We start from the raw sequence: 15855 nt of genomic DNA on the forward strand, positions 1-15855 counted from the left end.
GAGGTCTCTGCGACAAGGATGAAAACCTTATGGGATAGGGACATTTTTGAAAAGTTCTCTCAGACCCACCTTTGTAACGCGGAGCATTTCGTATGGATAGCCACAGCAAACATCAAAACGACCTTCCTGAGATACAAGGGGCGATTTATCACCTTTCCGGACTTGATGGCCTCACTCATAAATCGAGGTGTGTCTATTAGAATCATACACGCCGAGTCACCATCCAGGCCTTTCAGGGATCGTTACGAAAGGATTGACACAAAAGGCGGGCTCAGCGCAGGAGTGGAATTTCTTCAGTGTCCCCGGATGCATGCCAAAATTTTCATCGTGGATGGTGTGGTGACTCTCGCAGGAAGCCCAAATTTGACAGGCGCGGGTATTGGAGCTAAAAGCGCTTCCAAGAGAAATTTTGAAGTAGGGTTCCTTTTTGAAAACCAGGAGTCTACCAAACCTTTTGTAGACTATTTCGATTATATATGGATGGGAGGTCAATGCCCAAACTGTGGACGCAGGGAAATATGTCCCTGCCCAGCGGACTCATGACAACGCAAACAACAAACCATTCCCGGCGCATAACCCCACCGGTCGGCAGACAAGACACCTTCATGCCGAAAGACAGTCTTTAGCATGCAACCATCTGAAAAGACGCTTGTAAATGTATCGTTCCCTCTGCCTCTTGAAGGTCCCTATACTTACATTGTTCCAGATAGCATGTTGGCAATGGTAGGGTTTGGAAGACGCGTTCTTGCGCCTTTTGGAAAAAAGATTCGAGCAGGCTTCATTGTCGGGATCAATCCCGGGAGCCCAATCGATATAGAGCTGAAAGAACTTCATGACATCCCTAATGAAGAACCTTGTTTTGATGAGGATTGGTGGGATTTCATTACATGGGTTTCCCGATATTATATGACTCCCACCGGCCTGGTATTAAAAACAGCCATTCCAGTGGGTTTTGAAAGACGTTCCGAACCGTGGGTCAAGTTTTCCAAAGAGGGCAAAGAGTGGCTAAAAGATTTGACACTCCCGGACGGTCAACTGGCTCTTCCCAAGCCATTTAGGCCGGACTCGATTTCGTACAAAAAACTTGTCTCAAAAATCGGGAAACGAAACGTTCTCGAAGCGCTCAGATTGGGTTTGGCGGAGAAGCAAGAACACATCGCTACGATAAAGCTGAACAAGCTCCCTGCAGGATTAGCCCAAACCGGTCCTGACAGTAATGCCGATTTGTCAGCAAACTACCCGGGTGAACTTACATCAGATCAGGCGCTGGCTTGCGACTCGATAATTGAATCCATAAATACTGGAGGATATTCGCCACATTTGCTATTCGGCGTTACCGGTTCCGGAAAAACAGAAGTTTATCTCAGGAGTATTGAACAAACGCTTAACAAAGGCATGAGGGCCCTGACCCTGGTACCGGAAATCGCCCTCACCCCACAGTCGGCAGAGCGAATCGTGGAAAGGTTCGGACGGAACATATCCCTGTTTCATAGTGGAATTACAGACGCTCAAAGAGCCTTGGAGTGGCGACGAATAATGAGTGGAGAGGCGAGAGTGGTGGTGGCGACTCGCTCGGGAATTTTCACTCCAATTCCGAATCTTGGAATAATTATTGTGGATGAAGAGCATGACACTTCTTATAAACAGGAGGAGAGTTGCCCATATAACGCGAGGGATTTAGCCCTGGTTCGAGCCAAGCTGCAAGGAATTTGCGTTGTGTTGGGAAGCGCCACGCCGTCATTTGAAACCTTTGAGAACGCAACAAGAGGTAAGATTAGAAGACTAGACCTGCCGTCACGATATCATGGAGGCCCTCTACCGTCAGTGCAAGTCGTAGATCTCAAGGTCAGCGGCAAAGGTGGGCAAACATCCAGGAACTTTCTCACCGAGCCGCTCTTGACGGAAATTAGAGACTCTTTGGAGAGAAAATCTCAAGTAGTTCTTTTTCTTAATCGGCGTGGGTTTGACACATTTGCCCAGTGTCAGGAATGTGGGCATCTTTTTAGATGTCCGAACTGTGACATCAGCCTGATTCACCATAAGAAAGCGCAGGACCTTCGCTGCCATCTGTGTGGTTTTTCCCAAACCGCACCCCCCTTGTGCCCCAAGTGTTCCGGTTCAAAGCTTTATTTCTCGGGAATCGGAACTCAAAAAGTAGAAGAAGAGTTGATCAGGCTTTTCCCTGATGTACGAATAGAAAGGTTTGACAAAGATTCAACAGGCAAGAAGAACCAGTTAGAAGACATCCTTAAACGTTTTAGGAACCGAGAAATTGATGTGCTTGTCGGCACTCAGATGATTGTGAAAGGACATGACTTTCCCGGAATATCTCTTGTTGGTATACTTTTTGGCGACGCTTCTCTTAATTTTCCAGATTTTAGGGCGTCAGAAAAGACTTTTCAGCTTCTAACCCAGGTTGCGGGAAGAACGGGGCGTGATCTTGACCCAGGTAAGGTCATTCTTCAGACTTTTGTGACCGATCACGAAGTTATACGGTTGTCGGCCCGACACGCTTATGAAGAATTTTTCCAACAGGAATCTGAATTACGCAGGGAGTTATGCTATCCACCCTACGGGTATTTAATACTGATCAAGGCTCAAAGTTCAAACGAAAGCCGAACTCAGGACAAAGCCTTTAAAATTGCGCAAATGGCAAGGACCCTCAAATCTGATATCCCTCATGTCATGATACTGGGTCCTGCACCCTGCCCTCGGCGTAAAATGATTGGGAAATTCAGATGGCAAATCATTCTCAAGAGCCCCGACAGATCGGCTGTGCGTAAGATGGCCGAGTCGCTCATTGATCAAGGGGTGTTAGACGGGAGTGGCGTCCAGGTTTTCCTGGATGTTGACCCCATAGAATTAATGTAATAACAACCGCTTTACGGGAAACTGGAAATGTTATGGCAATGCTATAACATTTCAGAGAAATTGTATTACAATTTAGGTTATGATATCTCGCCTGCTCTGAAGTTACCTGTCTAAAGGTTCTTGAGGATCGGTCGAGTCAAAAACAGAATTAATTCAGGTCTGGAACTAGCAGACCGGAGGCCTAATGAACAAGACTCGAGTAATTATTATCTCCTTTGTCATCTTTCTGTTTATAGGAGGAGGAATTCTGATATGGTCAGCGCGTCAAACAGGATACTCTGTCGCTAATGTCCTGCAAGGGCAAGATAAAGCAAAAGTCGAAAACTCAGACGTTAGACACTTTACCGATGACAATTTCGAAGTGGAAGTGGTGCAAGCGTCAAAGAGTAGACCCATTCTAATAGATTTTTACGCTGACTGGTGCTTCCCCTGTCGCATGCTTGATCCCATCCTTCAGGAACTCGCCAAGGATATGCGGGGAAAAGCCATAATCGGAAGAGTCAATACCGACAAGAATCTTATCGCCAGAAGATTTGGTATAACCAAAATACCGGCTGTCTTCATAATTAGAGACGGAGAAATTAAAGGATCGTTCTTTGGAGTTGTTCCAAAAGAAACAATGGCCAAAGCCTTAAATGAATATGGATCCTGATCAAGGAGTTCGGTCCAGGAAAAACCTGACAAGTCTCAGAATTCCGGCTCGGGGGGCCGGATAAATGACGACTGGATTTGGGAGTAGAGTTTAAAGGTCAAACTTCCGGAGAATTCTTATGACTGATATCCAGGAACTACTGGCGGTGAGAAGATCCTACCCCAGTTTGTGCTTATTCAGCCCCCCTTCTTCTCATTAAATAGATAGTTATACCGCTTTAATATTGAATTTTTTTGCAATTTAGGTTATCATCATAACAAATAATTATAAATGAGAATTTAAAATTTAACAGATTAAATCAAGAGGGTTTACGAATTGCCAAAAGCATTTACGGCATTAATACTCATGCTTATTTGTTTTGTTTCAGCTTCATTCTCCTCCGCTGAAATTGGCTTTAAAAACGGACACACCCTGTTCGCGAAAAAAAGTTCCCACGGACCAATGGCGTCATCGGGGCAGACAAAAGCGAAACAATCTCAGGATCAGGCTGTAGATGACAGGTCGGTTAACGACCTTAAGAATGAGAATGTCGCCGACGATACTGTAACCTTGCCGGAACGCGGGGAATTTAAATTGCTGGCTCGGGATCCACTGGATATGCTGAAGCTGGACAATATCAAGCCATTGTACACATCTCCTGCCTTGCAGGGTGAAGGTGTCTGGGAATCGTCCGGGTCTCCTCGCGATGGTCGTGGTAGACCACTGGTCTACAAGACCTTTTACCGGCCAAGCGTCGACTTCCCAAACGCTGTCGTGTACATGATGGTTATAGACATGAGCATGACCACCATGCGTTACTATGTGGGCTCCCAGGAACCGGCCGCTTCGAAGGGTAATTCCGAAGTTGAGCAGGATATGCGGTCTAAAATACTGGCTGTGACGAACGCCATGTGGATGCAAAGGCATTCCAAGGGGGCGGGCGCGATATTCAGGGGCAAACCGATGTATCCAATGTTATCAGGTATGGCCTCTTTAATTGTCTATAAGGATGGATCCGTAGATATAAGGGAATGGACTCCGGACATTCCGGTTGAACTGGTTCAGGACGCCCGCCAACTTAGACATCTTATCGTTAAAGATGGAATGGTTGTTCAGTCCGTCCTCCGCAAAGGGAAACTCGAAGATTCCGAGATAGGTTTAGGATTCCTACTGGGAGGCGGCGGAAAAGACCTGGATGGTAAACACGCATGGTTCGTAGCTCATCGTAGCGCCTTTGGAATCAGGAATGACGGCAATCTTGTCTTTGCCATCGGACATCACATAGGGAGCAAAGACATGGCCAAAGCCCTTGTTTTGGCCGGATGTGAAAGGGGAATTCACGGTGACGCCAATCCCGACAACATCGTGGCCAACCTTTATATAAGAGACATTTTCGGGAACATGGTCAGAAAGGCAAAGCTGTCCCCTGAACAAGCTAATTATACGTTGAACAGATATGATGACAGTTATGCCAAGGATTTCTTCGCATTCTTTCTGAAAGAAGGGTCTTCACCCCCCGCTTCGGCCCTGACCAGGAACTCAGGCTTAACTACCAGAACAAATCAGTGAAAAATCATGAAATATTTTAAATTCCTTTTTTCGTGTTTGATCGCCTTCGCCCTTGTTACAGGGTCCGCTCACGCGGCGAAGAAAAATCAGGGTCCTTCCGGCGCCGCCGATGAGGCGAAATCCTCGGAATTAACTCGACAGGCTATAATCAAGGCTAATTCAGGCGCATATGATCAGTCTTTGACTCTGTTTGACGCTGCGGTTAAAGCCTGGAATAGGAACCCCGCCGCTTTTTACAACCGCGGCAAGGTGTGGATGATACAGGGCAAATACGATCGGGCCATAGGGGATTTCGACAAGGCGCTGAAACTTAATCCGGAACTTGCTAGTGGATACCTGGCCCGGGGAATGGCTTTCAGACTGGCTGGAGACTTTTCCCGCTCTGTAAAGGACTTTACCAAAGTGTTGACAGTAGATCCAAAAAACACTAATGCGCTTATTCACCGGGCGGCCATATATTTTGACATGGGCGAACATGAAAGCGCTTTACAGGATCTTGACAGGATTCTCTCCCTGAATCCCAAGATGGTCGACGCATTGGGAAATCGAGCGTACATTCTCGAGCAAATGGGCAGATATGACGAAGCCGTAAATGACCTGGGAGCGATGATTGCGACGGATTCCAATAACGTAATGGCGCTTAAACACCTTGGCCACATATCGAGACAAAAAGGCGAATTTGACAAGGCGCTTCGCTGGTATCAGATGGCGTTGAAGGTAGAACCTTCCCCAAATGTCCGAACACGGATCCAGGATGAAATTTCGGAACTTCAAAAGAAGGTTGGTTCGTCCAAGTAGGCCTATTAAGCCTTCTGTTCCTGTGTCAGACCAGGATGGTGTATCCAACCCCTTGAAACGGGACAGCGACTGAACTGGTTCAATCGAGCGCGTCCGAATTCTGAGATGGTCTGCAATCGGGAATCCTCATACAATATTCATCATCTTAACGGGCTAAGACACCAAAGAATTGACTCCTGAATCAATTCTTTGATCTATTTCTCTTGACTCATCTGGCCATTCTTCTCTAATATTATTAGTTCCATAGGTCCAAGGAAGTTTGACTCGCCCGAAGCCTGACAACCTAATTAATACGTTTTTTTGTCCTATGGATTTTCAGAAGCCCTGAGGCTAATAGCCTCTGTAATACCCTGAAATCAGAACAACTTTGTCTGATCCGAGTCGATTTGAAAGGAGAGCAACAAGTGAAATCTCTGGTATGTCTTAAACAGGTCCCTGATACAGAAACACAGATAAAGGTTAACGCTGACGGATCGGGGATTGTGACGGACGGCATCAAATATGTCATCAATCCTTATGATGAGTTCAGCGTTGAAGAGGCTTTGCGTCTCAAAGAAAAATTCAAAGCTGGAGAGGTAGTAATCCTCAGCGTCGGGCCTGATAGACTTGTCGAAGCCATTCGTACCGCGCTGGCTATGGGAGCTGACCGTGGAGTCCACGTCTGCGACGACGCCGTCAACAACGCCGATCCTTTTGTAATGGCCCAAACCCTTGCAGCAGCAGCGGCCAATATTGATTGTGACATAATATTCTGCGGTCATCGGGCTATAGATGACGACTTTGCCGAAACAGGAGCTATGCTTGCTGAATTACTAAAGATCCCCCAGATTACATTAGTAACAAAAATTGAAGTTTCCGCTGATAAAAAGTCCGTCATTTGTGAAAGAGACATTGAAGGCGGCAAGGAAACCGTCGAATCTCCCCTGCCTTGTGTTGTCACTTCCCAAAAAGGACTCAATGAGCCTAGATACGCGTCCTTGCCCGGCATCATGAAGGCCAAGAAAAAACCAGTCGAAAAGAAAACTCTTTCTGATCTCGGCATTTCCACTGAAGCAAAACTTGCGACCACAAATTTTTCAATGCCCGCAGCTCGCCAGGCCGGAAAGAAATATGAAGGCATGGAACCGCAAGACGTGGCCAAGACGGTGGTCCAGGCCCTGAGGTCCGAGGCCAAGGTAATATAACCACCACTAACAAGTCATCTATTGGCTTACATAATATGGAGGCTTTAATACAATGTCTAAAGTTTTGATATATGCGGAAATTAAAGCGGGCAAGATTAAGAAATCAGCGTTCGAGCTTGCAAGTGAGGGCAGGAAACTGGCCGACGCGTTGGGAGGCGATCTGGGAGCGGCGCTTATAGGGCCCGGCCTGGAGTCCTTCGCCGCCGATCTGGCCAAGTATGGTGTGGACACTGTTTACACTATCGAAGCCCCTGAACTGGAAACCTATAATTCAGAATATTTTGCCCAGGCTCTAGCCCATCTGGTGAATGAAACAAAACCTGAAATAGTCTTGATGAGCCACACTATGCAAGGCAAAGACCTCGCCCCAAGGACAGCCGCAAAACTAGGCATGGCAGTAATGGCGGACTGTATTTCTTTCAGGCTCGAAGGTACCACCCTGATTGGCAAACGTCCGATGTACGCAGGCAAGTGTTTCGCTGAATGTTCAGCGACTGGGTCCCCTCAAATTGCAACGGCCAGACCAAATGTACTGGAAACCGCGGAAAATCCAAAAGCCGGTAGTCTGTCCAAGATCGCCTTTAGTGTGGACACAAGCCGCTCTACATACGTAACAAAAGACCTTAACCTTGACACAAGCGGCAAGGTTGACCTTACAGAAGCTGAGATAATAGTTTCCGGCGGTAGAGGCATGGGTGGATCAGACTACACATTGCTTGAAGAAATGGCCTCTATTTTCGGATCAAGAGCTACCATCGGCGCGTCTAGAGCCGCGGTGGACGCCGGCTGGCGGAAGCATTCCGATCAGGTGGGACAAACAGGAAAAACTGTTACTCCCAACCTATATATTGCTTGTGGAATTTCAGGTTCGATACAGCACCTGGCAGGTATGGGATCATCAAAAGTCATAGTTGCCATAAACAAGGACACGGAAGCTCCAATCTTTACAAAGGCTGACTTCGGAATAGTTGGAGACCTTTTCAAGGTAGTTCCCGAGTTCAACAAAGAGCTGAAAGCCATACTGGCCGAATAATTCATCCGCTTGATAATTTGGGAGTGGGATAACTATATGTCCCACTTCCAGTCCCCTTCCCTTCCATATCAATTCCTCAACAAAAATCTAAGTTGATTTCTGGTCCATGATAACCATATTTTATCTGTTTGAAGTTGTTGAATTTTAGACTTTTCCTGAAGCCTGGATTGAGAATATGAATGAACCTGTTGACTGGTGTAAAGTAGCGACCGAATATCTCCCCGAAAACTCTTCCTGCCGTGTATTTCGCATACTCGAAGATACCACCGATTTCTATGACGTGAATTACGGGGATGTCTTACTCCTTGACGACGTTGGGTACCTCGTGAGGGGAACAGAAACAGAAAAGAAGTTTGGACTTGAAGGAGAACCGAAACCTTGGGTGAAAAGCGGCATAGACCTAAGAACCGGCGAGAAAAAAATCATAAAGTTGACATTTCTGGAAGAGTTCGAATGCCGAATCTACGGCCTGAAGTTTTCTTGCCTGAGAAATCCTGAAAAAGAAGCTCGAATCTTGGACAAAGTCAGGGGAAACCCTGATTTTATGCAAGGGATTCACTGTGTGGACGGGGCGGGCAACAACGTACGGATTATAGACAGAATATCTGGAATAAGCCTTGATAATGTAATCAGATCTATGTCAATTCAGCATTATGATTACTACAACACCGTTTTAGAAGAAATTCTTCTTGGATTGGCCTACGCCTTCAAAGCAATAGGCGACCTCCATAGAATGGGCGAAATTCATGGTGACATAACGCCGGATCATATATTTGTGGAAAGAGACACAGGCCGTTACCGATGGATCGATTTTGACTATGACTATAAAGAACGAGACAATCTTATATCGCGTGACATCTTCGAAATGGGAACCGTCCTGGCGTTCGTCGTGGGTAAAGATTATCTCTCCTACAGTCAATTGCACAAAACTGCGCCTGAAAAGGCGTCAACTCTGAAACCTTCCGACATGCTGGCTATTTTTCCTAATCAGATCGCAAATCTTAAGTTGGTTTATCCTCACATTCATGAATCAATCAGCGAAATCCTCTTACGATTCTCTCTAGGCGCCCAACACCCATACCAGGACGCCGAGACGCTGGCTGCCGATATTGCCAGGGTATCGGACTTGTTGAGCTGAGTTCCAACAATTTCCAAGCATGAATTAAACCCGGTTATTTTTTCAAATGGGCGTATTTTGGGTTGACAGTTCAACAACAACAACTTAGAATTTAATTATATAAATATCCCGATTAAATCTTATAACCCATGGGCCTCCGCTAAAATTGAAATGAAAACTAAAACTGAGATTTTCTCAGCATTCTATCACTATCCAGAAAGGAGAGCATGATGCCCAGGAGATTTATTCTCCCTACGTGTCTTGCGGCCTTCGTCGCTTTTCTTGTTGCAGGGATTGCGCTGCCGACCGCTAACGCCGAAGAAAAGCTTCCTTCAAAATCGGACCAGAGTTGCCTGAAATGCCATAACTATGACAAGCAGGCCGATGTTCTGGCTGGAAAGCTCAAAGATGTTTCTGTCAAGGCAAACGCTATCCAGATTCAAATTGACAAGGGTATGGATGTCGTTCTTTTTGACGACTCAACAGTTTTGAAAAATGCGCCGTCTATGGCTGAAATCCCCAAAGGGGAATCTATCAAGATCACCTATTTTAAGAAAAATGGCAAAACCTTTGCCAAAGAGGTTGAAGTCAAAAAAGGGATCAATGTCCCAGAGAATCAACTTTTGTCAACCGAGGAAGTTGAAAAGTTGGTGGCAAAAGGCCCTAAAGAGGGAAACTACATCCTCCTCGATAGTAGACCCCCCAACATGTACAATGACGGGCATATTCCTACGGCTGTTTCCATGCCGTTTGGCGCTTTTGACAAACTTGCGGACAAGCTCCTGAAGGATAAGGAAACCACGCAAATCTATTATTGCGCCGGACTCTCTTGAGTGCTCAGTCCTTTAGCCGCTAGGAAGGCGGAAAAACTCGGTTTCAAGAATGTAAAAGTTTATCACGCGGGACTTCCCGCATGGAAAAAAGCCGGTAACTATGTTGTGTCAAACATCGCCGGGATTGACGAACTCGACAAAATGGCCATGCCATATATCTTGTTGGATCTGAGATCACCGGACGCCATTTCTAAAGGTCATATTCCCAAAGCCGTAGCGGTTCCAAAAGACGGGTTGGATTCAATCAAGAGCCAATTCCCTACTTTTAAGGCAGCGCCCATAATAATTTACGATCAGATGGGGACGGACGAGGCCGCTAAAGCTGCGTACAAAACCGTCGCAGGATGGGGCTACACACAGGTAAGCATCCTGTCGGAAGGGTTTAACGGATGGCAAGCCGCCGGAAAAACATTAGCGACAGGTCCTGCGGACACGAAAATAGCCTATGTGCGTAAACTGTTCCCAGGCGAAGTTGAATTGGCGGTTTTTACCCGTGAACTTAAAAAACCCTCCCCCAACGTTATTATCCTGGACGTCCGTGGAGCTGGAGAAATTAAAGAGGGGGTCCTACCCAATACAAAAAATATTCCTCTTGATGACCTTGAAGCCAGGCTGTCGGAACTCCCGAAAGACAAGGAAATCTTGCTGCATTGTGGTACCGGCGCTCGGGCTGAAATGGCCTACACTGTGCTCAAGAACGCGGGGTATAACGCAAAATACCTCCGTGCCAAGCTTGAGTTTGACAAGGACAACAAGAGCGTTTACAAATTCGAAGAATAGTCTTTTCTAAAAGTAACCAAACGCTTGTCAGGCTTCATTACCATGGAGCCTGACGCCACTTAACCACCTTCTGAGCATGTCTAGAGCCTGTGTGGCTGCAAGCGTCTTTACCCACTCACGATGCCCCGGGAGCAAAAAACCCCTGCTGATAACAGAATCTCCGGAAGCAAGGCCCACATAACATGTGCCTACCGGTTTTTGAGCAGTTCCTCCGTCCGGGCCTGCAATACCTGTCACAGAGAGTCCAATATCTGCGCCGGCCGCCCTTTGCGCTCCAACAGCCATTTCCTGGGCGCATTGATGTGAAACGGCCCCGTAATTCATAAGTGTTTCTTTCTTCACTTTGAGCAGGTTTTCTTTCATTTCGTTGGAATAACTTACCACAGCGCCCATGAATACCTTTGAGGACCCGGGAACACGCGTGATCAATTCCCCAATCATCCCCCCAGTGATAGACTCCCCTAACCCGATCGTCCTATTACGTTTTCCCAACAAATCCAGAGTAACCTGTTCAATGCTCTCTCCTTTTGTTGAAATGACGTTCTCGCTGATCCTGCCGCATATAGTTTCCAGTTTCTTCGCTATCGTGTCTTCCACAGCCTCGGTTGATTCTCCCGAAGCGTCCAGCCTCAATCTTATGAATGGAAATCTTGGTAAAAACGCCAAATGAAAACCTGGCTCATCAATCGCCACATCCTGTAATATTTCACCTAGCCTCGATTCAGATAGCCCATACACCATGACTGTTTGCGAACGAAAAACACTTTGTGGCTGACCGAATTTCCTGAATATGCGAGGCATACCTTGTTCTCGCAGCATTTTCATTAGTTCGCGCGGAACTCCTGGAAAAAACATCGCTATTGAATTGTATCGCTCGATCATAAATCCTGGCGCAGTTCCATGATCATTGGGTATAGGTTCCGAGCCTTCCGGGAAAAACGCCTGCTTCCTGTTACTATCGGACATCAGGCGGCCCCATTGCTGAAAACGCGCTTTGATTCTATCAAGTTGAGTCACGTCAAGAATCAACTCAACTCCAAGAAATTTGGCTATGGCTTCTGACGTCTTGTCGTCTTCGGTTGGCCCCAACCCGCCGGAAACTATAACCACTTTTGCAGTTTTCATAGCCCGGTCAATTTCATCAATCATTGACGGAATGTGATCTCCAACGGAAGACATCCCCCTCACGGAGATACCTACTGACCTTAGTTCCCTGGATATGGTTTCCCGGTTTGTGTCGGCTATCACACCGTTAATTATTTCGTTTCCTATTGTTAGTATCCACGCGTCCATAGTGGTGTCCATAATGTCCCCTGACGTTTACACTCGAAGTAATAGATCATTTATTAGTTATTCAGGATGCGCCTTATCCTCAATATGCCAAGAAACTAGTGGGCTTCATCCCAATTCTTACCTGTAGCGACATCTACAAGGAGAGGCACGGAGAGTTTGAAAGCGTTTTCCATCTCATCCCTGAGTAGTTCTTCGGCAGATTCCACGTTGTCCTTCCGGACCTCCAAAACCAATTCGTCATGAACCTGAAGAATAAGTTTAGCCGGTAGTTTCTCTTGTTCCAGCTTCTTGTGAACATTTATCATCGCCACTTTCATCAAGTCCGCGGCGCTGCCTTGCATAGTAGAGTTTATAGCTATACGTCTAGCGGCCTGCTGAGCCATCTTGTTTGGATTTGTCAGATCGGGTAAGTATCTTTTCCTTCCGAGGATGGTGGTCACATATCCAACCTTCGCCGCCTGGTCTGGAATTTCGTCCATATATTTTTTAACGCCGGCATAGGTCTTGTAGTAATCTTCGAGATATTGTTTCGCCATCTTCATGCTTACGCCAATCTGGTTGGATAACTTGAACGCCCCCATGCCATAGATAATCCCAAAATTGATCGCTTTAGCTTTCCGCCGCATTTCAGGTGTCACAAATGAGGGATGAAGACCAAACACACTTGCAGCGGTTATTGAGTGGATATCCTCTCCTGACGAGAATGCTTCCAGTAACCTGGGGTCCTGGGATAGATGGGCCATTATGCGCAATTCAATCTGGGAATAATCAGCAGCGACGAAAAGGTGATTTTCTTCGGGAACAAAAGCCCTGCGGATTTTTCGCCCTTCTGCGGTTCGAATGGGGATATTCTGCAAGTTCGGATCCGAGGAGGAAAGCCTTCCTGTCGCTGCGACTGCCTGATTGTAGGAAGTATGTATACGGCCTGTTTCGGGATTGACGAGGTTTACAAGGGAATCCGCATAAGTAGACTTGAGTTTAAAAACGGAACGGTATTCTAGTATTCTTCTTGGTAAATCGTGCTCTAGGGCCAACTCCTCAAGCACAGCCAGCGATGTTGACAGGCCTGTCTTGGTTTTCTTGGTCCCCTTAAGGCCCAGTTTGTTGAAAAGGATCTCTCCAACCTGCTGGGTCGAATTGATGTTGAATTCCTCGCCTGCCAGTTCATATATTTGGGATTCTAAGGCTTTGAGACTTTCTCCGAATTCAACAGACAATTGCCTCAAATACGCCGAATCTATCTTCACTCCAGCTATTTCCATATCTGCTAGAACTGAAATTAAAGGTAACTCTACATTTCTGAACAGATCATCTAGTCCCACTTCCTTGAGCCTCGGGATCATTAGCGACGCCACCCTGAACGTAACATCAGCGTCTTCGCAGGAATATTCCCCAGCCTCTGGAATCTCAACCTCGGCAAATGACGTCTGTTTCTTGCCGGACCCGATCAGGGAGGTGATCGGAATCATCTTGTGTTCAAGGTAAATTTCAGCAAGATCATCAAGCGAGTGGCCGCGTCTCGAGGGATCCAGCAAATACGAGGCCAGCATTGTGTCACAAGCTATCCCGTTGATGTCTACCCCTTCCCTCTTGAACACTATCAAATCGTATTTGATGTTCTGTCCTATCTTTTTTACATCCGGGTTTTCCAAAATTGACTTTAGTCGAAGCAACACTTCCTTCTTAGACAGTTGTGGTCCGTGGATATGCCCAACCGGGATGTAAACCGCTTCACCTTCTTTGGAGCAAACAGAAATCCCCACAAGCTCGGCTCTCACGGCAGACAGAGAAGTGGTCTCAACATCAACAGCGAAATAACCTTTGGCCACAAGATCTGTCGTAACCATTTCCAGTTCGTCCAGGGACTGGACAACCCTGTATTTGGAGAAATCGAGATTTTTCACAGCCGGCAGATCATCCAGCAAACGCTTAAACTCATATTCGCGAAATATCTGCCTCAGTTTCTCATTGTCCGGTTCTCGAATTTCAAAATCGGTTATGTCAAGGTCCAAAGGGACGTCGGAGGACAGAGTCGCCAGTTCTCTGCTCAGGAAGGCGTTTTCGCGGTTCAGTTCAAGCGAATCACGAAGTTTGGGCTTGGTTATATTGGCCAGGTTATCGTAGATCTTCTGGAGTGATCCAAACTGTTCAATTAGACTCGTAGCCGTTTTGGGACCGATACCTCTAACACCGGGAATGTTATCCGAAGAATCGCCTACTAAAGAGAGGTAATCGAGCATTTGTTCGGGTAGAACGCCGAATTTATCTTTAACTCCATTGGAGTCGTATAGGGCGTCTTTCTGTGGGTCCCACATCGTAACATCGTCGCAGACCAACTGAGTCAGATCTTTATCAGCCGAGACTATTATCACCCTCAAGTTGGACGAAACAGCCTGTTTGGCTAGAGTAGCTATAATGTCATCGGCTTCAAATCCGACAACGCTCAACAGGGGCAATCTGTACGCTTCCACAAGCTCTATTATCTTGGGGATTTGAAGAACCAAATCCTGGGGGGCTTCCGGTCTGTTGGCCTTGTACAGGGGGTATCTGTCATGCCTAAAGGTGGGGCCAGGCGCATCGAATATGACTGCGATCCTGTTTGGACTCTTGTCTTTTAGAGTCTTCATGATCATGTTCGTGAAACCGAAAATAGCCCCAGTGGGAAATCCTTTTGAATTCGAAAGACCGCCCATTGCGTGGTAAGCCCTGAAGATGTATGCGCTTCCATCAATTAAATAGAGTTCGTCTTTTGTCTGTCCCATTGTCGGCCTCTTGATCGGATTGAGGGATAGCGGTTTCACTGCAAATCTGTACAAGACCTTGAATTGACCATATTAACACAGTGTGTTAATTACTTATAGTTGAAGTTGGGTTTCGCTGGATTACTATCCGGTGAAACTGAATCGATAAAATAATTTTTCAACCCGGAAGGTGTTTTATGTTCCTACCTAAGATCAGTGATGAGAAATGCAAGCAGTGCGGTGAGTGTGTCGATGTGTGCCCAGCAGACGTTTTGGCGGTAAACGATTCAAAGACAACCGTTGTCAACCCTGATGAATGCCTGGGATGTGAATCCTGCGTTTCCGTCTGCCCGGAAGAAGCGATACAGGTTGAAGAGGTTTAACGCTCGACAAAAACCAACAATCTCCCGTCTGTTAATCTGACGGGAGATTTTCCTTCCGAAATCGCTCCTAAAGAAGAAAACTCGTTTTCGCTTAATTCATCCACCCCGATTCATGAGGGCGACAATTTGTCGGACCGGCAGTTGACAGATTCACGCTAAAATGTTATTCAGAAGGGATACATGGGGATGTAGCTCAGCGGGAGAGCATCGCGTTCGCAACGCGGGGGTCGAGGGTTCAAATCCCTTCATCTCCACCATTAAATCAACGATTTACGGTCACCTGGTTTCTTACGGCGGCCGTTTTTTTTCGCCAATGCTAACATTTTGCTAACACTGGTCCGTCGCAGAGTAAAGTATCAAAGGAAGAAGCTGATCCTTAATGCCAGATCATGTCTGGCGGTTGGAATAACGAAAAAAATCCCAGCATAGAGCAAAACAACGATCTTCCCCGGTGAATGTTTTCAAACTGTCAAGGTGGGGAAAGATTTCAGCGGCGTCAAGAGTTCCCTATATTACATTTCAACAAAGGCGCCAGAATCCACAATTTGTGAATATATGGTTGTTCTCATTTATTAATCCAACGATAGATTATCGTTAATTTTGAATTAAGGTTTTTCGTTTG

General features: G+C 46.4%; 13 protein-coding genes and 1 tRNA gene. 12 read left to right on the plus strand and 2 right to left on the minus strand.

Going from position 1 to position 15855, the window contains the following annotated elements:
• Positions 1 to 18 precede the first annotated feature (18 nt).
• The 10 genes from WC647_04165 (at position 19) to WC647_04210 (ending at position 10816) form a co-directional block, all read left to right on the plus strand.
• A complete protein-coding gene (locus WC647_04165) occupies positions 19 to 543 on the plus strand; it encodes a phospholipase D family protein (GenBank protein MFA6221487.1) in 525 nt (174 codons plus the stop codon).
• A gap of 84 nt (positions 544 to 627) precedes the next feature.
• Entirely contained in the window at positions 628 to 2871 is a 2244-nt protein-coding gene (priA, locus tag WC647_04170) for a primosomal protein N' (GenBank protein MFA6221488.1), read from the plus strand.
• 184 nt (positions 2872 to 3055) lie between these two features.
• Entirely contained in the window at positions 3056 to 3523 is a 468-nt protein-coding gene (locus WC647_04175; protein ID MFA6221489.1) for a thioredoxin domain-containing protein, read from the plus strand.
• Positions 3524 to 3838: 315 nt separating this feature from the next.
• Positions 3839 to 5071 carry a hypothetical protein gene (locus tag WC647_04180; protein ID MFA6221490.1) on the plus strand — a complete coding sequence of 411 codons (1233 nt, stop codon included), beginning with the start codon at positions 3839 to 3841 and terminating at the stop codon, positions 5069 to 5071.
• A 6-nt stretch (positions 5072 to 5077) separates the two neighbouring features.
• Complete coding sequence (locus tag WC647_04185; protein MFA6221491.1) at positions 5078 to 5869, plus strand: tetratricopeptide repeat protein; 792 nt, start codon at positions 5078 to 5080, stop codon at positions 5867 to 5869.
• Between the two features lie 404 nt (positions 5870 to 6273).
• Entirely contained in the window at positions 6274 to 7053 is a 780-nt protein-coding gene (locus WC647_04190; protein ID MFA6221492.1) for an electron transfer flavoprotein subunit beta/FixA family protein, read from the plus strand.
• 52 nt (positions 7054 to 7105) lie between these two features.
• Entirely contained in the window at positions 7106 to 8086 is a 981-nt protein-coding gene (locus tag WC647_04195; GenBank protein ID MFA6221493.1) for an electron transfer flavoprotein subunit alpha/FixB family protein, read from the plus strand.
• Between the two features lie 175 nt (positions 8087 to 8261).
• Complete coding sequence (locus tag WC647_04200; GenBank protein MFA6221494.1) at positions 8262 to 9224, plus strand: hypothetical protein; 963 nt, start codon at positions 8262 to 8264, stop codon at positions 9222 to 9224.
• A gap of 209 nt (positions 9225 to 9433) precedes the next feature.
• The gene (locus WC647_04205; protein ID MFA6221495.1) at positions 9434 to 10036 is read left to right on the plus strand and encodes a rhodanese-like domain-containing protein; all 603 of its coding nucleotides are present in this window, start codon (positions 9434 to 9436) and stop codon (positions 10034 to 10036) included.
• Positions 10037 to 10816: a rhodanese-like domain-containing protein gene (locus WC647_04210; GenBank protein MFA6221496.1), complete on the plus strand. Its 780-nt coding sequence runs from the start codon at positions 10037 to 10039 to the stop codon at positions 10814 to 10816.
• 27 nt (positions 10817 to 10843) lie between these two features.
• Here the strand turns inward: WC647_04210 and WC647_04215 are convergent, their stop codons facing one another.
• Both WC647_04215 and polA read right to left on the minus strand, forming a co-directional pair.
• Positions 10844 to 12121: a competence/damage-inducible protein A gene (locus tag WC647_04215; GenBank protein MFA6221497.1), complete on the minus strand. Its 1278-nt coding sequence runs from the start codon at positions 12119 to 12121 to the stop codon at positions 10844 to 10846.
• Positions 12122 to 12204: 83 nt separating this feature from the next.
• Positions 12205 to 14871, minus strand: coding sequence for a DNA polymerase I (gene polA, locus WC647_04220; GenBank protein ID MFA6221498.1), 2667 nt, complete (start codon positions 14869 to 14871; stop codon positions 12205 to 12207).
• Positions 14872 to 15047: 176 nt separating this feature from the next.
• Between polA and WC647_04225 the strand changes: the two genes are divergently transcribed.
• Positions 15048 to 15233, plus strand: a complete 186-nt coding sequence (locus WC647_04225) for a 4Fe-4S binding protein (GenBank protein MFA6221499.1) — start codon at positions 15048 to 15050, stop codon at positions 15231 to 15233.
• Between the two features lie 182 nt (positions 15234 to 15415).
• Positions 15416 to 15490 (plus strand) — tRNA-Ala (locus WC647_04230).
• Positions 15491 to 15855 lie beyond the last annotated feature (365 nt).

It is taken from the genome of Desulfomonilaceae bacterium (genome assembly GCA_041662605.1).
GTDB lineage: Bacteria > Desulfobacterota > Desulfomonilia > Desulfomonilales > Desulfomonilaceae > CAJBEZ01.